19 protein-coding genes are annotated in these 20,871 nt (G+C 50.6%); 8 read left to right on the top strand and 11 right to left on the bottom strand.

Annotation, left to right across the window (positions count from 1 at the left end; translation table 11 throughout):
• Positions 1–38: 38 nt before the first annotated feature.
• Complete coding sequence (locus tag ACFOLF_RS33600; protein ID WP_210044042.1) at positions 39–890, top strand: carbohydrate ABC transporter permease; 852 nt, start codon at positions 39–41, stop codon at positions 888–890.
• A gap of 15 nt (positions 891–905) precedes the next feature.
• On the opposite strand, the gene ACFOLF_RS33595 is transcribed toward ACFOLF_RS33600, so the two are convergent.
• Positions 906–1,499, bottom strand: coding sequence for a TetR/AcrR family transcriptional regulator (locus ACFOLF_RS33595; protein WP_210043857.1), 594 nt, complete (start codon positions 1,497–1,499; stop codon positions 906–908).
• Positions 1,500–1,731: 232 nt separating this feature from the next.
• Between ACFOLF_RS33595 and ACFOLF_RS33590 the strand changes: the two genes are divergently transcribed.
• Together ACFOLF_RS33590 and ACFOLF_RS33585 are read left to right on the top strand one after the other, a co-directional pair.
• Complete coding sequence (locus ACFOLF_RS33590; protein WP_210043858.1) at positions 1,732–3,210, top strand: MDR family MFS transporter; 1,479 nt, start codon at positions 1,732–1,734, stop codon at positions 3,208–3,210.
• A gap of 124 nt (positions 3,211–3,334) precedes the next feature.
• The gene (locus tag ACFOLF_RS33585; protein ID WP_210043859.1) at positions 3,335–4,288 is read left to right on the top strand and encodes a TIGR03943 family putative permease subunit; all 954 of its coding nucleotides are present in this window, start codon (positions 3,335–3,337) and stop codon (positions 4,286–4,288) included.
• A gap of 97 nt (positions 4,289–4,385) precedes the next feature.
• Here ACFOLF_RS33585 and ACFOLF_RS33580 read toward each other — a convergent pair whose 3' ends face one another.
• Both ACFOLF_RS33580 and ACFOLF_RS33575 read right to left on the bottom strand, forming a co-directional pair.
• Entirely contained in the window at positions 4,386–6,167 is a 1,782-nt protein-coding gene (locus ACFOLF_RS33580; RefSeq protein WP_210043860.1) for a sensor histidine kinase, read from the bottom strand.
• Positions 6,164–6,943, bottom strand: coding sequence for a response regulator transcription factor (locus tag ACFOLF_RS33575; RefSeq protein ID WP_210043861.1), 780 nt, complete (start codon positions 6,941–6,943; stop codon positions 6,164–6,166). Before ACFOLF_RS33575 ends, ACFOLF_RS33580 begins: the two co-directional genes overlap by 4 nt.
• A gap of 246 nt (positions 6,944–7,189) precedes the next feature.
• Between ACFOLF_RS33575 and ACFOLF_RS33570 the strand changes: the two genes are divergently transcribed.
• From ACFOLF_RS33570 to ACFOLF_RS33560, 3 genes are all read left to right on the top strand, one after another.
• The gene (locus ACFOLF_RS33570; protein ID WP_210043862.1) at positions 7,190–8,530 is read left to right on the top strand and encodes an ABC transporter substrate-binding protein; all 1,341 of its coding nucleotides are present in this window, start codon (positions 7,190–7,192) and stop codon (positions 8,528–8,530) included.
• Positions 8,531–8,606: 76 nt separating this feature from the next.
• Positions 8,607–9,518: a carbohydrate ABC transporter permease gene (locus ACFOLF_RS33565; RefSeq protein WP_210043863.1), complete on the top strand. Its 912-nt coding sequence runs from the start codon at positions 8,607–8,609 to the stop codon at positions 9,516–9,518.
• A complete protein-coding gene (locus ACFOLF_RS33560; RefSeq protein WP_210043864.1) occupies positions 9,515–10,357 on the top strand; it encodes a carbohydrate ABC transporter permease in 843 nt (280 codons plus the stop codon). The genes ACFOLF_RS33565 and ACFOLF_RS33560 overlap by 4 nt, the downstream gene beginning before the upstream one ends.
• An 80-nt stretch (positions 10,358–10,437) precedes the next feature.
• Here ACFOLF_RS33560 and ACFOLF_RS33555 read toward each other — a convergent pair whose 3' ends face one another.
• The 5 genes from ACFOLF_RS33555 to ACFOLF_RS33535 all read right to left on the bottom strand — a co-directional run bounded on the left by ACFOLF_RS33555 (position 10,438) and on the right by ACFOLF_RS33535 (position 13,509).
• Positions 10,438–10,983, bottom strand: a complete 546-nt coding sequence (locus ACFOLF_RS33555) for a DUF2812 domain-containing protein (RefSeq protein ID WP_210043865.1) — start codon at positions 10,981–10,983, stop codon at positions 10,438–10,440.
• Complete coding sequence (locus tag ACFOLF_RS33550; RefSeq protein WP_379112655.1) at positions 10,983–11,309, bottom strand: PadR family transcriptional regulator; 327 nt, start codon at positions 11,307–11,309, stop codon at positions 10,983–10,985. Before ACFOLF_RS33550 ends, ACFOLF_RS33555 begins: the two co-directional genes overlap by 1 nt.
• Positions 11,310–11,476: 167 nt before the next feature.
• Positions 11,477–12,055, bottom strand: coding sequence for a class I SAM-dependent methyltransferase (locus ACFOLF_RS33545; RefSeq protein ID WP_210043867.1), 579 nt, complete (start codon positions 12,053–12,055; stop codon positions 11,477–11,479).
• Positions 12,056–12,224: 169 nt separating this feature from the next.
• The gene (locus tag ACFOLF_RS33540) at positions 12,225–12,989 is read right to left on the bottom strand and encodes an SDR family oxidoreductase (protein WP_210043868.1); all 765 of its coding nucleotides are present in this window, start codon (positions 12,987–12,989) and stop codon (positions 12,225–12,227) included.
• A 169-nt stretch (positions 12,990–13,158) separates the two neighbouring features.
• On the bottom strand, positions 13,159–13,509 hold the full coding sequence (locus tag ACFOLF_RS33535) for a winged helix-turn-helix transcriptional regulator (protein ID WP_210043869.1): 351 nt from the start codon (positions 13,507–13,509) through the stop codon (positions 13,159–13,161).
• A 175-nt stretch (positions 13,510–13,684) separates the two neighbouring features.
• Between ACFOLF_RS33535 and ACFOLF_RS33530 the strand changes: the two genes are divergently transcribed.
• Positions 13,685–14,563, top strand: coding sequence for an NmrA/HSCARG family protein (locus ACFOLF_RS33530; protein WP_210043870.1), 879 nt, complete (start codon positions 13,685–13,687; stop codon positions 14,561–14,563).
• A gap of 119 nt (positions 14,564–14,682) precedes the next feature.
• Here the strand turns inward: ACFOLF_RS33530 and ACFOLF_RS33525 are convergent, their stop codons facing one another.
• The gene (locus ACFOLF_RS33525) at positions 14,683–15,291 is read right to left on the bottom strand and encodes a TetR/AcrR family transcriptional regulator (RefSeq protein ID WP_210043871.1); all 609 of its coding nucleotides are present in this window, start codon (positions 15,289–15,291) and stop codon (positions 14,683–14,685) included.
• A gap of 180 nt (positions 15,292–15,471) precedes the next feature.
• On the opposite strand from ACFOLF_RS33525, the gene ACFOLF_RS33520 reads away from it, so the two are divergent.
• Entirely contained in the window at positions 15,472–16,458 is a 987-nt protein-coding gene (locus ACFOLF_RS33520) for a tetratricopeptide repeat protein (protein ID WP_210043872.1), read from the top strand.
• Positions 16,459–16,549: 91 nt separating this feature from the next.
• Here ACFOLF_RS33520 and ACFOLF_RS33515 read toward each other — a convergent pair whose 3' ends face one another.
• Both ACFOLF_RS33515 and ACFOLF_RS33510 read right to left on the bottom strand, forming a co-directional pair.
• Entirely contained in the window at positions 16,550–18,211 is a 1,662-nt protein-coding gene (locus ACFOLF_RS33515; RefSeq protein WP_210043873.1) for an S-layer homology domain-containing protein, read from the bottom strand.
• A 139-nt stretch (positions 18,212–18,350) separates the two neighbouring features.
• Positions 18,351–20,522 (bottom strand): amidase family protein, encoded by a 2,172-nt coding sequence (locus ACFOLF_RS33510; RefSeq protein ID WP_210043874.1) that lies wholly within the window; start codon positions 20,520–20,522, stop codon positions 18,351–18,353.
• Between the last annotated feature and the right edge of the window lie 349 nt (positions 20,523–20,871).

The raw sequence follows: 20,871 nt of genomic DNA, 5'->3' as shown, positions 1-20,871 counted from the left end.
AGGGAACCACCGCTTTGAAAACTACCCCGTCGGAAAGAATGCTTCTCGGCGTCATCTATTGCCTGCTGTTCATCTTGATGATCATCACCCTGTATCCGCTCCTGCATGTTATATTCGCATCCTTCAGCAATCCGAATGAAATTATTGCGCATAGAGGCGCGATGTGGAAGCCGCTTGGCTTCAGCCTGGAGGCGTACAAGCTCGTATTCGCCAACCCTAGCATCTATATTGGCTACAGGAATACATTATTTATCGTCGTAATAGGCGTTTCCTTGAACCTGTTCGTAACAGCGCTCGGCGCTTATGTCCTGTCCCGGAAGAATGTCATGTGGAACGCATGGTTCATGATGATGATTACCTTTACCATGTTCTTCAGCGGAGGACTTGTCCCCTTATATCTGGTCGTAAAAGGTGTAGGTCTGACGAATACCCTATGGTCGACCATACTGCCGTTCGCCATCTCGACCTTTAATCTGATCATCATGCGGACCTCATTCAAATCCATACCGGACAGTCTGGAGGAATCCGCGAAGATCGACGGAGCCAATCATTTTATTATATTGTTCCGGATTATTATCCCGCTTTCCCTGCCTGTCATTGCGGTTATGGGACTTTATTATGCGGTGGAAAAATGGAATGGCTGGTTCTACGCTTCAATCTTCATTCAGGATCATAACCTGTATCCGCTGCAGATATTCCTCAGAGAGATTCTAATTCTAAGCTCAACGGACAACATGTCGTCGGGCTCTGCGGTTGGCGAGCAGTTTCAGGTCGGGGCAACGATTAAATACGCAACGATCATGGTAGCCACTTTCCCGATCCTGTGCATTTACCCCTTCATTCAACGTTTTTTTGTGAAGGGCGTCATGATTGGAGCCTTGAAAGGCTAACAGGATGGAGATTGATTAGCAAAACAAGGGATCAATGTATAAGCTGATCAGCTTATGCTTGATCTCTTCTTTTGTATAACCGCGTTCGTTTCGCATAAAAAGAAATAATTCAGGATTCAGGGATGCCAGAATCATATCCGCAATAAAAACTGCATCTTTAGCGGTTTCTTTGGCTGGTTCGGTTTCAAGGATCAAATCATGAAAGGCTTTATGCATATTGATGTATAAATCCGATTGATAATAAAGCGTTTGTCGTTCTTCACAGGTCGGGGCTTGTATGGAAACCAGCCAATCGGAATGGCTTTCGATGAAATTCAAAGCAATCTCCAGCGCCATGGTGATACGTTCCCTCAATGGAAGATCCTTATTATCCAGATAATTCTGAATGTCCTCGCATACATCCTCGCTGCTTTCCTTCATCAGATCCTGGCAAATCTCACCCTTATGGGCGTAACGGCGGTAAAGAGTCCCCTGGCCGATTCCGGCCGATTTTGCGATTTGGTGCATGGTAACGCCATCAACGCCAAATTCAGCGAACAACAGCTGCGCTTTCTGTAAAATAATGCGCCGATGCTCGATCGCATCTTTGCGCTCTTTTCGGACTTTCATTTATTCAACACCTCTTTTTCCAAAAGTGCATGACAAAATCAATTGACAAGTGGACATTTGTCCGGTATATTGAAATCAATTAAACGGACAAATGTCCGAATATTGATAAACAGGTTTGTACCGCTGTATAGCCGTATTGTACTCTCGAGGACCACCGGGGTCAAGAGAGTCGTACACACTGCTGCGGATACACGCCATTTATAATCTATTGTTAAATTACAGGAGGTTGGATATGTCAGCTGGACCGGCAAAAGATTTGACGAATGACAAGCCGCAAACGATCAAAGAAATCATAGTGCCTCTCATTACCATTATTCTGGGGTTGTTCATGGTCGTGCTCGATGGATCAGCCGTGAACGTAGCGCTCCCCAAGCTTTCAACGGCCTTTGACTCCTCGCTTAATACGCTGCAGTGGACGGTAACGGGTTATGTTCTTGCCAATGCAGCCGTGATTCCGCTCGCCGGATGGCTGTCGGACCGGTTTGGAGCAAAGCAGATTTTTCTTTTCTCGGTTGGCTTCTTCACCCTTGGTTCCCTGCTCTGCGCGATTGCGACAGACCCTACCCAATTAATCATTTACCGCATTATTCAAGGGGTAGGCGGCGGAATGGTTATGCCTATCGCATTCGCGTTCATCTATAAGCTCTCCCCTCCCGCCAAAGTCGGCGCCGTAATGGGGATCATGGGCATTCCTGTCCTGCTGGCCCCTGCTCTTGGTCCGTTATTGGCCGGTTGGCTGGTCGACTACGCGACATGGCAGTGGATATTCATCATTAATATCCCGATTGGAATCCTGGCTACGATTATAGGTATCCGTTCTCTGCCGAACATTGAACGTCAAGCGGTGAAAGGACTGGATATTTGGGGGATGCTGCTCGCTCCGATCGCTTTTGCCGGATTGTCTTACGGGGTCAGCGAAGGCGTTCACGGCTGGTCCTCCACAAAAACGGTGACGGGACTTACAATCGGCATTATCGCCCTGGTGTTGTTTGTCATTGTCGAGCTTCGCCATAAGCAGCCGATCCTCGAGCTGAGGGTTTTCAAAAGCATGGATTTCAGCAAAGCGATCGTCATTCAATGGATATCGCAAATCGCCCTGTTCGGCTCCATGTTCATCGTTCCCCTGTTCCTGCAGCAGGCCCAGAACTACAGCGCGTTTGACACTGGCCTGATCATGCTGCCGCAGGCGTTGGCGGCTGCAATATTCATGCCGATCAGCGGCGCTCTGTTCGATAAAATCGGAGCCCGGCCGTTAGTTATGGCAGGCATGGCTTTTGTCACTGTCGCCACCTTTATGCTGACCCGGCTCTCTGCAGCTGACGGGGTATCGACCTTAATTCTTCCGCTCGCCCTGCTGGGAGCCGGAATGGGACTTTCCCTGATGCCGCTGAACACGCATTTGATCCAGGCGTCGCCGCCAAATCTGGTTGGCCGCGTCACGTCGCTCACCAATGCCGCTCAACAAGTGATGAACTCGTTCGCGGTCGCCGGTTTGATGACCATTCTTACCAGCAACTTGAAAACATTTATGCCTGCGGACGGCAAGCCGACCATTGAGACATGGACCGATTCGTTCTCCGGCACCTTTAAAGTGCTGGTGTACATCGCAATTGTCGGCGTAATCCTGGGAATCATGCTTAAGAAGCCCAAGAAGGCAGCCGGGGAAGAAGCCAGTGCCGAACAGCTGGAAGCAAGCAAAATGTTTATCTGATTGCTGTTCATATAAAAGGGATGCCGCTGGATTTATTCAGCCGGTGTCCCTTTACCTATTTATGCCGGTACTTGTGATAAAATAGAAACGTACGGCAAACAATAGATGGGGAGGCTTTGGGCGGATGATACGGTTCTTTGTTTTGGTTGGTTTTGTATTGATGTTCTCTCACATACATACGCAAGGGGATCTGAATAAGTATATTAATACGAAGTATGCCTACTTGTCCGTCAGTGCAATCGTTCTGCTCTCGGTGCTCAGTTTATTCGAATTCATCCGTTTCTACCGCCATGAAAAAGCGATCGAAAAAAGAAAAGCCGATGCTCAGACACTTGAGCTCAGCCATAAGGATGAACAGGTTAGAGGTCCTGGCCATGAGCACGGAATCGGGCATGATCATACGCATGAACACGGCGGTGAACAGAGGCATGGACACGATCATGGCCATTCCCATGGCGGCACTTCCAGACTAATAAGAACCGTGACGTATTTGATCCTGCTATTCCCTGTTATTACGGGCTTTTTTCTGCCGGTCCAGATCCTGGATTCAAGCTTTGTCAAAGCCAAGGGCTTCTCTTTCCCCCAGATTGAAGCATCCGTCAACAGCCCTGGAGAGCATCAGTTTCTAAGGCCGAATACCAGCGTTTTCTATGGGGCCGAAGGATATAAAGAGGTGAAGAATGCGGAGCTGTCCGAGTTTATTGACCGTGACGAGGTCATTCTGGGAGACGAGGAATACCTCAAAGGAATAGAAGCCATTTATAATTACCCGGGCGCTTTTTTGGGAAAAACCGTCGCCTTCGACGGTTTTGCCTATCAGGGGGAACAAATAAATGAGAATCAGTTCTTCGTCTTTCGTTTCGGATTCATACATTGTGCAGCCGATTCCGGCGTGTTCGGGATGCTGGTCGATTTCCCCGACGGCACGGAATTAAAAAACGATGACTGGGTTCATGTCAGAGGCAAGCTTACCTGGCAGTTTTATCAGCCGTTCAAACAAACGATTCCTGTGCTGACGGTAAGCCGGTGGGAGCGGATTTCAGCTCCGGACGATCCATATGTATATCGAACCTTCTGATTGTTCCGCCGAGTCGCGCTCGTACGAGCGTGCCGCCCTCGCAAGTGAACGGGTCCAGTTCCTGCCATTTCTCATGGTTTGGAACTGGACCCGTTATTCATAATCTGCCATTAGCGTCAGGCAGCTTCGCGTTGGGAATCGGCACTTTCATATATACTGCCGTTCCAAGCCCTTTCTTGCTGTTGATCCGAATCCCGTATTCATCGCCGTAAACCAGGCCGATACGCTTGTTGGTATTGGTAAGCCCAATCCGGGAAACCGCGTCTTCGTCCATAGCCAGCCGCCGGCGAAGCATCGCCAGCTTCTCTTCATCCATCCCCACGCCATTATCGATCACGGCCATCTCCAGATGGTTCACTTCCCTCCTGACCTTGATTTTGATCCTGCAGAAAGCTTCCTTCTCCTTGATCCCATGGTAGATGCTGTTCTCCACCAACGGCTGAAACAGCAGCTTCATCACACGGAAATCCCCCACGTCGGGATCTATTTCCCACATAATGTCAAATTTATCTTCATATCGGAATTTCTGTATTTCTATATAATGGCTCAAATTCTCAAGCTCCGTATCAATCGTCACCGTTTCCTGCGGGTCCGTCAGCGAATAACGCAGGATTTGGGATAAATGATCAATGATCGAATTGGCCTGGTTCGGCCTTCCAGTCAGCGCAATCGTCTCCCAATTCAAGGTTTCCAGCGTGTTAAACAGAAAATGGGGATTAATCTGCGACTGCAGCGCAATCATCTGCGCAGCCTGAAGCTTGTACCTTCTCTCCGAGAGCTGCACCTTCAGATAGCTTTGCTCCAGGAAGGTTTTTACGATTTTATGGACGATGAGCCCGTATTCATCCGTATAACGCGGGACGGTTGAAGGCAGCGGCCTCTCGTTCTCGGCAAGCTGTATAATGCGGATGATGCCCGATATCTGGCGATAGTTGCGCCTCGTCATGGTTAAGGCGAAGGTGAACCCGATAACGACCGAGAGCACGAGCAGCGCCACCGTCAATTTAATGATCAGGACAGGGACCTGGTACAAGGCGCTTTGCGGTACAATGGAGATATAGTTCCAGCCGTAACGGTCGGAATGCAGCTTGGAGACCACATAGGAATCCTGATCGGTAGCAACCGTCAGGGATGGCTGTGCCGAATCGACAATGGTCCTTCGCAGCGCTGCGTCTCCCAAATAATCGCCTGTTCCATCGCTGAACACGACGCGGTTGTCGCTGTCCATGACCAATACGCTTTGTTCCTTCATGGTGGACAAGGCCTTCATCTGCTGCTCGATATAGTCCGGTTTGATATTCAGGACGAGCACCCCGTTCGGAGCGTCGATGCGCCGAAAGATGGAGATGATCCGTTTCGGGCTGTCCTCAAACGAATACGGGGTTACTTCACGTGTCTCGATCCATTGCGAGACGTCGGAAGCTTTATGAAGATAGCTGTTGTACCACCCGGTATCATAGAAATTCGTGAATGTGGATAGGCCGTCCTTGGAAGACAGGAACCGGCCATTCCCATTGGACAAATACAGATAGAAGGAATCAATGTACGGCCTTGCATCGGCCGGAGCGCTCATGAAGCTGTCGATAATGTCGAAGGCGATCAGCTCCTCCGGATTAAGCGAACGATTGCGGAGTATGGAGCCCACTGCCTGGAGCACCTTGCTGCTGTTCCCGTACACCAGACTCATGGGATCCGATTCGCCAAGAATCAGCTCCACATTCTCCTTGGTCTGGCGGAGCAGGTTCTGCGAGCTGTTGTTCAGATTCGATTTGATATACGTCTGGGTTACCCCTACTGTAAGCGCGCCCATCAGAATCAAGGCGAACAGCAGCGGCAGCATGAAGGTGATCAGATGCTTGTAGAAGAATTTCGTCTTCATAACGGATGATCGCGGTATTCACGGGGGCTCTTGCCGTAATACTGCTTGAACGCCCTGGAGAAATTCTTCGCATTATCGTATCCCACAATCAGCGCAACCTCGTAGGAGCGGTTGTTGTAATCCCGCAGCAGCTCGGCCGCCTTGCGCATTTTGATGGAAAGCACATAATCGGAAAAATTGACGGAGGTCCACTTCTTGAAGTATTTGCTCAAATAGTGCTTGTTCATGTGAAACGCCTCTGACATGCTCTCCAGAGAAGCGTCGGCATAATGGTCGGCGACATATTGCTCGATCGCTGCGATTTTCTTCTCGTGGTAGCCTTTATCCTCCGGATCGGCTTTATCTGCGGATGAATCGGACGGGATAATTCCTGCACCTGCACCGGAAACCTCCGCCGTCTCTGCGTCAAGATCGGTACGGATGAGCTCGAAAAGTCCGGCAATCTCCTTGTATTGCGTCGGTTTGACCAGATACTGCCTGACGCCGTACTCAAGCGCCTTTCGCGCATATTCAAATTCCTTATGCCCTGTGAGAAAGACGACTTTGGCCCCGTGCCTGCGTTCGTAAAGCGCTTTCGCCAGCTCTATGCCTGTCATGCGGGGCATGACGATATCCGTGAGAATGACGTCCACATGATGTTTGTCCACATATTCAAGAGCCTGAAGCCCGTTCGCGGCTTCCGACACCACGTCAAAACCGATTTCATGCCAGGGAAAGAAGGTTCTGAGCCCATTGCGGATTTTGGTTTCGTCGTCGACGATCAACAGCTTGTACATATGCCTGACCCCTCCAGTCTTGATCGAACGAATACTTTCTATTATAGGGGATATGACAGCGCTGACAACCCAATCCCATCAATTGGGGCTAAAAGACAAAAGAAGCGTCTTTTTTTGGAGGAAAAGGCGCATGATAACGGTTAAATGATGAAACCTTTTGACAAACCTGAGGGATTTAAACGCTTTCAGATCCTTGTTACTATATTACTTGCAAAGGCTTACAACTATGAACAGGGGGAAACAAAAATGAAAAAACGGGCAGGCTGGACGCGCATGGCAATCCTGCTGAGCGCTGCTGCGGTCCTATTCGCCGGCTGCAGCTCAGCAAACACAGGGAACAATGCTTCATCCGGGACAGAAAATGCAGGTTCAGGCGACAGCGGCAAGAAGGTGGCGCTCCGCTTCTCCTGGTGGGGAGACGAAACGAGACATCAGGCGACATTGGCTGCAATCAAGCTGTACCAGGAAGCCAATCCCAACGTGACGATCGAAGCCGAATATGGCGGGTTTGACGGCTACGAGCAGAAAATCAAAACGCAGCTGGCAGGCGGCACGGCTCCGGATATCATGCAGCTCGATACCCCATGGCTCGCCGAGCTGAACAAAAGCGGCAAGCTTCTCGTCGATTTCAGTCAGGAGAAATCCATTGACCTCAGCAAATTCGACGCTGCTTTTCTGAAGGACTTCGTGACCGTTAACGATCAGACGATTGGACTGCCGATGGGCATCAACGGACGCGCGCTTCTAATGAACAAGACGCTTGCCGACAAGTTTGGCATTTCGCTGGACCAGCCCTTTACCTGGGATTCCCTGCTTGAGGCGGCCCGTAAAGTCAGGGAGCAGGATAAAAAGTATTATTTGCTGAACGCAGACTCCGGTATCGTGCAAATGATGTTTCAATCGATTCTGAGACAGCGCACCAACGCTCCGATGGTCAAGGATGACAACACGCTCTCCTTCAACAGAGAGCAGGCGATTGAAGGCTTCCAATGGCTTCTTGACGCATACGATGCCGGCGTGTTCCAGCCTTACGGCGAAAGCCAGCTGTTCTATGCGAAGCTGGAGCAAAATCCGAAATGGATCAACCAGGAATTCCTCGGAATTGAAGCCTGGAGCAGTGAAATCACCAAGTATGCGGGAGTGCTGCCTGAGGACGTTGAATCGCAATCGGTCAGCCCTCCTGTTTTTGACGACGCCTTGACCGGCGCCTCCCTAGTCCGTCCTTCGCAAGTCGTGAGTGTGAACAAGGAATCCAAAAATACGGAAGAAGCCGTCAAATTCGTCAACTGGCTGCTGACCGATAAAGAGGCTGCGGTGGTGCTTGGCGATACACGCGCCGTACCTGCCGTAGAATCGTCCAGACTGGCCATCGTCGAGGCGAAAAAACTCGATCCGGACGTTTCCACAGCTGTCGAGGTGGCTTCATCCCATCCGGCGACACCGGATAACGTCATTTCGCAAAATTCGCAGCTCAGTGAAGTGCTGAAGGATGTCCTGCAGAAGGTCGCTTTCAAAACGCTGACTCCGGACAAGGCTGCGGATGAGCTGATCGAACGCCTGAACGAGAAAATCGCCGAAGTCTCATAATCTATGGTTATCGCCGCAATGCCGCTCCGGGACAGTGGCTTTGCGCTTTCATAACGAACACCCGAGGTGGAGAGAAATGCAAACTGTAAACAGACAAAAACGTATATCAGGGAAATATAAAGGCTTGCTGTATATCAGCCCCTGGATAATCGGCTTCCTTATTTTTCAGCTCTACCCTTTCTTTGCTTCCATGTATTATTCCTTCACATCGTTTGATTTGATGAGCGCGCCCAAATGGATCGGGTTCGATAATTACATCACTATGTTCACAAAAGATGATATGTTCAGGCAGTCGCTGAAGGTGACGCTCATATACAGTCTGATCGCCGTTCCCTTGAAGGTATCCTTCGCCCTGCTCGTCGCCGTTATCCTGAACGTGAAGATGAGAGGCGTTCATTTCTTCCGGACGGTCTATTACCTGCCTTCCATCCTCGGCGGCAGCGTTGCCGTCGCCGTGCTTTGGCGTTTTCTGTTCATGAAGGAAGGCATCGTGAACCAGATGATATCCTATGTCGGAATACCGGCAATCGACTGGCTGGGCAATCCGCATATCGCGTTATTCACCATTTCGACGCTGGCCGTCTGGCAGTTCGGGTCTTCAATGGTCTTGTTCCTCGCAGGATTAAAGCAGGTGCCGGGCGAGCTTTACGAAGTGGGACGGGTGGATGGCGCTTCAAGGATCAGGATGTTCTTCTCTGTCACGCTGCCCTTGCTGACGCCGATCCTGCTGTTCAACCTGATTATGCAGACCGTGAACGCTTTCCAGGAATTCACTGGCGCATTCGTTATTCTGCCGGACGGCGGACCGCTGAAGTCCACCTATCTCTATGGCATGAAGCTGTACGATGAAGGCTTCAAGTTTCTGAAAATGGGCTATGCTTCCGCCCTATCCTGGATTTTGTTTCTTATCATTTTCGCCATCACCGCCCTTGTCATCAAATCATCCAGCTATTGGACGCATTATGAAGACGGAGGTGACCGCAAATGAAAACAGGTGTCCTGCCACGGCAAACGGTTTTGTTTCTTTTCATGTGCCTGTTCGGTTTAGTGATGGTCTATCCGCTCATATGGCTGGTCGGAGCTTCGCTCAAATCCAATCAGGAAATCTTCGGCTCGCTGAGCTTGTGGACAAGCCACGCGCAGTGGGATTCCTACCGGAAGGGTTGGATGGGCGCCGGCCAGTATACCTTTACGCTTTATTTTATCAACACCTTGAAGCTCGTGATTCCCACGGTTCTGCTGACCGTAGTCTCAAGCACAATTGTCGGGTACGGCTTTGCGAGATTCAATTTTCCGCTGAAGAAGCTTTTCTTCACGCTGATGATCTCGACGCTGATGCTTCCCCAGGCCGTGCTCGTCATTCCGCGATATATTCTGTTCAAGAATCTGGACTGGCTGAACAGCTATTATCCGTTTATCGTTCCGGCGGCACTCGCGACGAATGCCTTCTTCGTCTTCATGATACTGCAGTTTCTTCGCGGGCTCCCGCGCGAGCTTGACGAATCGGCCAAAATGGACGGTGCCGGCACTTTTGTCATCCTGGTCCGGATTCTGGTTCCGCTTGCCAAACCCGCTTTGGTCTCGGCTGCTATCTTCGAATTCATCTGGACCTGGAATGACTTCTTCAACTCCTTGATCTACATTACCAGTGTCAAAAAATATACCGTTGCGCTTGCGCTCAGAATGGCGCTCGACAATTCCAGCAGCGCCCCCTGGAATCAGGTGCTCGCCATGTCGGTCGTTGCGATTCTGCCCTGTATTCTCGTCTTCTTCCTGGCCCAGAAATACTTTGTGGAAGGCATTGCCACGACGGGCATCAAGGGTTAGAGGGCATAGATTAAGCTACAAGCAAAGAGCATCGCTCCCCATTCGAGGCGGCGATGCTCTTTGCTTTGCGCCAAAACCGGTTATTCCCTGATCGCTTTCTCCTGATGAAGCCTTCTGATTTTCTTCCTGATCCTGATTCCCAGTCCCAGCAGCAGAATTCCCATTATGGCCAGCATACAGCTGAGCACGAGATTCAGAATGAATAAACGGCCGGACTGGTTAAGTCCAATTACGATTTCCACCAAACACACTGCAAACTCTGCCAACGCCAATGTTGTCCAAAATGTATTTATTTTCTCGTAGTGCTTTATTTTTGATCCGATATCGGTGTACAGCTCAAATTCGCCCTCGGCCGCTTTTTTGCGGAGATAAATCCAGCGGGTATAGGAAGCCACATGCTCGATCCCGTTCTCCTCCAGAAAAGCAATATACTCACCACTCTCAGGATGAGCGGGGAGATTATCCAAAAACTCAATCCGGTACACATATTCGTTCTTCGGAGTTTCCTCAAAGACATATTTGCACCAGGAATACCCCGTAAGCGCCCATCCCTTTGCGGCCATTTCATTCAGCCACTGCTCTTCCTTCTCGTGATCCCAAAAGGCTTTGCGTACAATATGTTCCATTATTGCTCCTCCCCTGCTATCTGTTCTCCGTTCATGAGCAGTTCTCTAAGTCTGGCTATTTCATCCCGAACCATTAATTTTCCCAGGTCAGTAATGACATACTGTTTCTTGCGGGAATCTTTCTCGTTGTCGAGGAGTGTGATCCATTTCTTCTCGGACAAGGTATTAATCGCACCATACAGCGTACCGGCACCAAGATTGACCCGTGCATGACTTAAATCCTTCACGTTCTGCATAATCCCGTACCCATGCATGGGTGTGAACAAAGACAGCAGAATATAGAACACAGCTTCAGTTAAAGCGCCTCTTTCAGTGCTTTCCGGCAATGCGGCCACCTCCATCTATTACGGTTACCAATATATCGGCTTACGTAGTAATTGTATCGTATGCCGATATAGTCGTCAAGCGCAAAAAAACACGGTTGTATGCTACAACCGCGTCCCGGGAAAACTTAGTTCCGCTTTTTCTAATGTCACTCATGGAGTAAAAATGGCTAAAGCTTGGTCTTGACTGCAAGCAAAGCATCCACCGGCGCATGGCTGCTGCCGAATGCCCGCATGAAGGCCAGGTTCTCCGGGCCATGGAACTGCTTCATGATGATCACATCGTAACCGAGGCTATCCAGTTCCTCCGCCTCCCAGCCGCTGTGGTGCGCCTGAAATATTTCCCCGTTCATTCCGTAATGGTCCACATCATCCTGTGGGAAGTAGCCTCTGGGCGTAAACACAATCACATGATGCCTGGCAATTTCATCTGCGCTCTGCAGCAGCGCCAGGCCTTCCTGTTTCGTGAAATGCTCAATCGAGTCGATGAACGAAACCGCCGATACAGAATCGGGTACGAACAGCCGGGACATCTGATTCGCGTCGGCGTTTAGCGGAATTACATGACTTCCGTTATATTGGCGGTTCATTAAATACGGCCGGTGGATATCCATCGCCACAATATGATTGAAATTCATATATTCGAGCAATGTGCAAAGGCCGCTGCCCACATCAAGCAAACTGTCCCGGTAAATTATTCTTCTGTTCAAAAGCGTCATAAAGTCCCGCTCGTACGTCTCCAGAATCATGGTTATCCCCTCCAAGTTATCTAACGGTATTCCTGTAAACATATTTTATGAAGCAAAAAAGAATTAGAGACGGCGCTTGTACGCTGAAACGCCGTTTTGCCAACAAAAAAGAGCCTTTCTCTGCAGAAGGGCTCCTCTTCCATACGGTTTAACAAAAGCATCCTGATGATTACAAGCGGGACCCTCCGCTGGCGTCTATCAGCTGCCCGGTTATCCAGCGGCTGTCCGGGGAAGCCAGAAAAGCAGCAATATCCGCGACATCCCCAGGCTGTCCCCATCTACCAAAGACCGAATAATCCGCACCGAATTTCTCTCCCGCAGGATCCTGCAGCACCGCGGCATTCATATCCGTGGCAACGAAGCCGGGCCGGATGGCATTGATCGTTATTCCGCGCGGTCCAAGCTGGTTGGACAATGCGAGCGTCAGCGCATTAATCGCTCCCTTGGTCATACTGTATACAGCAAGAGCCGGCAGGGAAATTCTTGTCACAGCGGATGACAGATTGATAACGCGACCCTCATCCCGTAATCGCGGGAGCGCCTGCTGGGTCAGGAAGAACGGCGCTTTTACATTGACTCTCATTATTTCGTCGTAGGCGGCTTCCGTTGTCTCCTCAATCGCTGCAGACAGACCGATACCCGCATTGTTGACCAGAATGTCAAGCTGAGTAGCGCCCCTTCGTTCCTTCAACGCTTCATCCAGCTTCTCGAACAGAATCTTATATCCATTGGAAAATGAAAGATTCGCCCCAAGCGCGAACGCTGAGCCTCCGCTTTGCTCGATCCCGCGGACAACCTCTTCCGCAGCATCCTGGTTCTTGCCATAATGAACGGCCACCAATGCGCCTTCCTCCGCCAGCCTTGCCGCAACGGCACGCCCAATCCCCCGGCTTGCGCCTGTAACCAATGCAACCTTGCCGCTCAATTTACTCATAGTTTCCCAGCTCCTCTTATGTGTAACAAGTGCGCACCTGTCTGACTACAGTTATAACACGAGGCTGGTATTGCCATGTTGCTCTCTCATTCAGGCTGGTGCTGATCAAATGGCTGCTTGCCCGGCAAGGCATTATTTCATCCGGTACCCTCGCCGGATAATAGCCCGATCAGAGAGAATTGCCGGAGTCTTTCACCGGGTTCAACATCCATTTCTCCCCCCACTGCCGCATCTGAAAAAGAATCTCCCCGTACTCCCTGCCGCTGTCCGTGAGGGAATATTCGACGCTCACCGGGACTGTCGGGAAGACTGTACGATTGACAATTCCGCATTGCTCCAGATGGCGGAGGGTATCAGTCAATGACTTGATGCTGACATCGCCCAGATTTCTGCGAAGCTGATTAAATCGCTGAGTTCCCTGGCACAGATTAGCGATAACGGAATAGGACCACTTTCCCCCGATAACCTGAATGGCTGCACTGATCGGCTCGAAACAGGGAGACAAAGCATGCTGCATCATGAAGCGCTACCTCCTTACTTTTAGTAAGCTGTTCTACAAAACTGCTTTAGATAAAAATAAAGTGCATTCTTATGCAAGTATAGCATTTGCCTTATCATCGTAATAGGGTGATGGCGAAGCCCATCCGTTCTTACGCCATCTGCCGGAACATCAACTCAAGGAGGTATGAGTGGATATGAATTCACAAAACCAGACCATTCTGGTACTGGGCGCGACGGGCCAGCAAGGAGGTTCAGTTGTCAACCACCTGCTCAGGGACGGCTTTCGGGTGCGCGCTTTCACCCGTGACGCAGCGAGCAAGTCGGCGCAGGAGCTATTATCGGCAGGAGCCGAGCTTTTTCAAGGAGATATGGGAGACCGCGTTACGCTGGCTGAAGCTATGCATGGCGTTTATGGAGTTTTTAGCGTACAGCCGCCCGAATGGGATCTGATTGCAGTCGACGAAGAGATCCGGTTAGGAACGAATGTCGCCGACATGGCCAAGCAGGAGAATGTTCAGCATTTTGTCTATTCTTCGGCAAGCGGAGCAGAGGCGCAATCGCATTTCCGGACTGTTGCCAAATGGGAAATCGAAAAGCATATTCATGCAATCGGTCTGCCTTCTACCGTTCTGCGACTCACCTTCTTTATGGAGAATTACATCAGCCCATTCTCTGCAATCCGCAATGGAATCTATGCAGAAGCAATCGCATCTGATATCCCTGTCAATCTTATAGCGGTTGATGATATCGGAGCATTCGTCCAGCGTACGCTGCGGAATCCCGGGCAGTTCATTGGCAGGACGATCGAGCTCGCCAGTGACTCGCTGACGCCGCCGGCAATCGCCTCTGCGATCACATATGCGACAGGAAAACCGGTTGAATATGCCCCCATTCCAATCGAAGTTCTTCGCGGGCAGAGCGAAACGCTGGCCCAGATCTACGAGTGGCTGAACGGGGGCGGTCATGTAGTCGATTTGCCGGCCTTGCGGCAGATATATTCCGGACTTACCAGCTTCGACGCTTGGCTCGAGAAGAAAGGCAAGGAGAAATTCATGGAACTGGCCGTTGAATAAAAGGATAGGGCTGCTGGCGGCAGCCCTGTCATTCGAGGATGTCCCCGTTTACCTCTGCTCGACCCGTATTCTAAATTCCTCGCAGCATCCAATACTTTCGGAAAAAAAACCGAAATAGTTCATCTATTCTGCCTTTCATCTGCGGAAACCGGCTGGATTGTGCCATCCACAATGACAGAGAGGATGGCGTCAGCCATCTGCTCCTTGGCGATCCTGACCGGTTCCTGCCCCCACTGGATTGCTGCCCCAAAAATCGCCCAATTGATGACCTGCACCCTTGCTTCCAATCGCGCAAGCTCCTGCGGATCGCCATCACGATCCTGCTTGATCAGCTGGATGAGGTAATTCTCCAGTTCTTCCTTAATAGTCCGTTCGAGGAGAAGTGCCGGGAAACGCGATGAAGGCTGCTGATGCCGGTATTTGCCCTCAAAACAGCTCAAAACGGTCAAAATAATAATCTGCAACGTTCTCTTGTCCCAATTCGGATCGGGCGGAAGCGCATCTGTCAGCATTTTTCCAAAATTGTCACGTACGATCTCATCCAACAGCATGTATTTATCTGTATAGTGAATGTAGAATGTGCCCCGATTGACGTTGGCGCGGTCGGCAATATCCTGTATGGTCACCGCAGCAAAACCCTTTTCGCGCATAATTTCAACAAAACCAGTCCTTATCAGCTGACAAGTCCGCTGTATGCGGCGATCCTCACCTTTTCTTGTGACTGCCATCCCGCACGCCCCTTTCTTCCAAATCCTTCCTCTATGTTCTGGACATATCCCGCTTTCTCAACAAAATAGACCGGATGTTAATTATACAACAGATATAAGGATTTGATTATTGTCCCCGCTGTTATAGAGCTCTACTATCATAGTATCTCGACTTACCATAATTCGAAAGGGGAACACAATATGAAAGCCTCTCTGGCCTATTACAGCGAAATCAGTCAAAAATATTCAGCTGCCTTTGAAGCGCTTGGTGAGATAGCCGAGTCATACCATGCATTTGGGCGATCATCAGATGCGAGACATCTCCTGCAAACTTCACTTCAATTGGCAGCAGCAGATGAAGCGCGCCCGCAGCGGCTAAAGCTGCTGCTGAAGCAAGGTAAAATTCTCGCGATCGAGTATGTGTATACGAACTCAGATTCCGAGATGATGTTTTCAACGCTGCTTGAATCAAGGCAACTCGCTGAGGAGGCGAATGATCGTCAGGGATTAGCGGATGCCTTAAGCTTGCTCGGGATGGCTCATTATTTTGTTGATTTAAACTCCAGTCCCTCCATAAACAGTTCCTCAGGACAATACAATGAAGCCCTTGCCAACCAACAGCAGGCTTTGGAGCTGCGGGAAGCATTGGGCGATACGCGGGGAATAAGCGAGTCCACTTTTCTCATCGGTACCGTCTATGAACGCCGGCAGCAGCTGCAAGCAGCATTGGAACATTATGAGAAGGCTTACCGGATTGCCGAGCAGTTCAACCATACCTATGAAAAAACAGAGCCTTCCCGCCATTTGGCGTATCATGCTTTGAGCCAAGGTACTCTGGAGGAGGCGCTCCAATATGCTTTGCAAGCTTTGACCTTGCGTGAGGAAGCCGGTTTTAGGCCCTACCAGCCTCTCGATCATCTGCTGGTAAGTGACATATATCTGAAACAAGGAGATATCGAGCGCGCTTTAAAGCACGCGACCCAGGCATCTGTCCTCGCCCAAGAAATGGGATATAAAAGAGCAATCGCTTCTTCTTTGTTGACAATTGGAGATATCCTGGCCCTCCAGCATGAACAGGATCAAGCGATTGCCCATTATAAACAAGCGCTTCTGCTTGCGAAGGAGCTTCAGCTTCCACTCGGTATCTCAAGAGCGAAAGAACGTCTTGAACGTATCGTTAAATTGTAGAGAAAGCATAAGAATACAAAAAAACAGGCGATCCCTCAACCGGCTTACGCCACGGGAACGCCTGTTATCGCCTTAACTGGCGATCCTTATCCTATTTGTTCAGCAAACGGTAAATCATTTGCGCGGCTTCGGCGCGTGTCGAGCTGCCCTGTGGAACAAATTCTCCAGCCGCACGTCCTTGAACCAGACCGAGCGAAGCTGCTTCTTTCACATAGCCCAGAGCCCACGTGGAAATCGAAGCCTCATCCTTGAACGATTCGACCGCTGCTCCCGCAGGCTTGCCGTTCAGCGTTTCATAGCTACGCATTGCAAGTGTCACCATCTCCTCGCGGGTGATGTTGGCGCCTGGAGCGAACTTCGCTTCGCTGACGCCTTGAACGATGCCCGCTTTGAAGGCGGCGGCGACATCAGCGGCGTACCATGCATCCGCCGGAACGTCTTCAAATGCCGGTGAGCCTTCCTCCGTCAGTCCGAGCGCCCGCACAAGCAGTGCCGTAAATTCGGCGCGGGTCACATTGCGGGCCGGTTCGAATTTGGTGTCGCTGATGCCGGTAACGATTTGCTTGGCGAACAGCTCCTTGATGACTTCGGAAGCCCAGTGGCTGTCTGGAACGTCAGAGAATATTTTGTTGATCTCCAGCACCGCATAGGAGCTGAAATGAGTGATTTGGGCAGCGAATTCGCCATTTTCGTATGTGCCTCCGATGAACTCAGGCAATCCGCTGTCCGGCAGATAGAAGATGGAAGCCAGCTTCGGATTAACCGAAGCGTCAACGGCCAACCGGATGGTCAACGGCTCATTGAATTCATGGATATCGTAGCTGCTGCCGTCCGCTGCAATCCACTGAAGCGTAAGCTCGTAAGTGGAGCCGGCAATTGTGGTATCCGCTCCGAATTTGGCCGGATCGGCTGCTGCCGCAGGATTGATCGTCAGGAGGAATGAGCCGTCTTTTAATTGCGCCTCAGTCAACTGGCCCTTCAGCTGCGTGAAGGCAGCAGCCGGAATTTCCAGCTTCGCCTTGCCAGCGACCACGTTTAGCAGCGTCCTCCCAAGCAAATCCGCTGTGTCGGCGGGCAGCTTGAGCGCTGTTGCGGGACCTGTCAGCTCAACAGTTGCTTTGCCTTCTCCGTCATCCTTTAATTGATCCGCAGTTACGGTTACGGGATCAACTGCCGGTGTCGTTGGTCCTGTAGGACCGGAAGGACCTGTCGGACCGGTTACGCCTCCGCTGTCCGGATTGGGATTGGAAATGCTCCCCGATCCCACCTCGACAGAAGTCGTAAAATTATTTGCAACCGATGAGGTCGAAAGATTCGAATCAATGAGCTGGATCTCTTTGAGATTGAGTTCGGCATCGCCTTCATTCACCGCTGTGAATGTGAACGTTGCCAGATCGACCGAACCGCTGTTGCCTGCCCCACTTCCAGTCTTGGTATGGGCAAACACGACATGGGTTCCGCCTGTTTCCGATACGGTGGCCGGAGCGCTGAAGCCGACCACGGTCGACGTCTCGCTGCCCTGCTTGAATGCCAGCAGACTGGAGTTGAAATAAAGATGAAGTTCATAAGCATATACATCCTGGAGGCCCGTTCCCCTTACGGTAACCGTGACTTCTTCACCTTTTTTCAAGGCGCTCTTGGAGGCTTCCACGGAAAAGGACGGGGAGCTGGCCGCAGCCATCGCGAATTGCGGCAGCATGAGGGCTATCGCCAGGCATATTGTTGTAATCAGGATCAGTCTTTTACGCGCCATATACAGGTTCTTCCTTTCTCTTATAGGTGAAACAGGCGACAAGCTCTGGCGAGGAGGACGATAAAGGGCTGCTGATCAACCGCTTCCGTCCTCCGTCGTCCCTTCCTAATTGAATCGGATTACCGCCGCGATGCCGGGATTAATTGACAGGCAGCGAAGGTACGCTTGCCGGCACTACACGATTGTGCGTCGCCTGCTCATAAGAGTAACCAAGCTTGATCAGTTCGCCTTCCGCGTAAGGACGGCCAAGAAGTTCAATGCCAATCGGAGTGCCGCTTGGAACGAAGCCAGCCGGTATGCTGATCGCCGGGAAGCCGGAGAATGGACTCAGACGGTTCGCACTGCCTGCGTTTGAGCCTGTAGGGCCAGAAGTCGACGGATACAGCAGTGCGTCCAGATCATTGTCAGCCATCACTTTAAGCAGGTTTTGCTGGGTGGTTTGCGGCCTGAACAACACAATATCCTTATACTCCGGCGTGAACAGCTCCTGAATATTATTTCTCGTATTCAAAGTAGCTGCCAGAGACGGCAAGAAATCCGTACGGGATGCAATAATGTCCGAAAGAGTATGATAGCGGACGGCGGGGTCAGCCTTGTTGGCCAGATAGTCGTTCAACTGAAACTTGAATTCGAATGCGCTGAGACTTGAATAACCCATAATCTTGTCGATTTCCGGTATGGTTACATCAACAACCGTCGCACCCTGCGCTCTCATATCTTCAGCCGCTTGATCCAGCAGGTTTAGCACTGCCTCGTTGCTGCCCGTTATCGCTTTGTCTCTGATAAGTCCGATGTGGGCGCCTTTTAGTCCGTCCTTCACCAGATATTGGGTATAGCTGGCCGGTTTTTTGCCAATGCTGGCCGCTGTTGCGACATCTGCCGGATCATAGCCGCTTACAGCATCAAGCATAATAGCGGCATCGGATACCGTTCTGGCCATTGGTCCGCCAACATCCTGCGTCAAGGCGAGTGGAATAATCCCGTCGCGGCTGGTCAGCCCGATCGTAGGTCTGATGCCGACAATACTGTTATAGGAGGAAGGAATCCGAATCGAGCCGCCCGTGTCCGTACCGAGACCGGCAACCCCGAAGTTGGAAGCAAGGGACGCTCCCGTACCTCCGCTGGATCCGCCCGGATTTTTGGTCAAATCGTATGGATTTTTTGTTTGACCGCCCAGGGAGCTATTCGTATCGGTGCTAATGGCAAATTCGCTCAGGTTGGCTTTGGCCAGAATAATCGCTCCGGCTGCCTTCAGCTTCTGAATCATGAAAGCTTCGGTTTGCGTTTGATTGTCCTTCAAGCAGGTACAGCCGGCGCTCGTAGGCATGCCCGTCGTATCGTAATTATCCTTCACGATAATCGGAATACCGTGCAGCAGGCCTCTTGGGCCGCTTGTCTTGCGCTCCTCATCCAGAGCCGCCGCCGTTGTCAGCGCATCCGCATTAATGGTGATCAGCGAATTGATAGTCGGGCCCTGCTTGTCGTAAGCAGCGATCCGGTCCAGATACATCTGCACCAGCTGCACCGAGGTCAGCTTGCCTGCAGCCATCGCATTCTGAATGCTCATAATATCGGCTTCCATCAGCTCAAACGGCAGGCCGTTGTCATAAAGAACAATTTTGCCGAGGGCAGCCAGGTCAGGCAGATCGATCGTGCCGGTATGGTTGTAATCCGCCGACGAGACCAGCGCCCAGTTCTGGTCCTGAGAAGCGATGCCGAAATATTTGATCAGAATAGAAAGATCTCCTACGTCGATAAAGCTGTTGCCGTTCAGGTCGCCTGGAGCGGTGCCGGAAATCCGCAAGGCAAGGGCTTGCTCAGGAGTCTGTACTGTACCCCTGTCCGAGAGTCCAAGCTCTACAAAACCGGTGATTCCGCTGATGTCGATTGCCGCTTTCGCTTTGAAAGTCAGCGAGAGCACAGCGCCGGTTTGAGTCAGGCTTCCAGCCGTATCCGTCGCTACGATCGTAACCTTGCCGGCTTCCTTGTTCTCGCCGGCAATGCTTACTGCAGGGTTTGCAGATGCCGCCTGTATGTAATCAAATAAAGTTTGGTCATATTCAAAAATAAATTTCCCTGCTGTCGCATCGCCTGCAGCGCCGGTCAAGGATACATTCACATTAAAGTTCTCATTGACAACGGTTGCAGTCGGACCGGACAGTTGAACGGCCGCCGAAACCTCAGGGGAAACGACTGGAACGATGTCCTCGGCGTAAACGCTGCGGGCTCCGAACGGAGCACTGAAAATCGCAGCTGCCAACGAGACGCTGAGCAGCAGCGGGCTTGCATATTTAGAAAAGGGTTTAATCATGGCTTCCTCCTTGGTTGTACGTCAACCTCATTTAATGTAATAAAAAATAACGTTTTTCAAGTTCGACAAATCAATCCGGAACAACTCTTATAAACCGCCCCTATTATGTCATGTTTTCTACCATCTCCTTTTATATTGTCATAATATATCACATAAATAATATGATGTATATGAGATTTTTTAATAGAGAAAAATTTTAAAATCCGTTTAAATTCGCTGCATACAACCGTTTTCATCAATTTCCATTCCATTCGATTCCTCTAAATATAGTCTATATGATTTTAGATTATGTTATTTTATATTACATAAAGATTAAAGCCTCAATATTATCTCGTTACCCTAGTTTAAA

Origin of the sequence: Paenibacillus sepulcri (genome assembly GCF_042647105.1) — a bacterium.
In the GTDB taxonomy this organism is placed as follows: domain Bacteria; phylum Bacillota; class Bacilli; order Paenibacillales; family Paenibacillaceae; genus Paenibacillus_Z; species Paenibacillus_Z sepulcri.
This window is presented reverse-complemented; position numbering and strand designations above follow the sequence as displayed.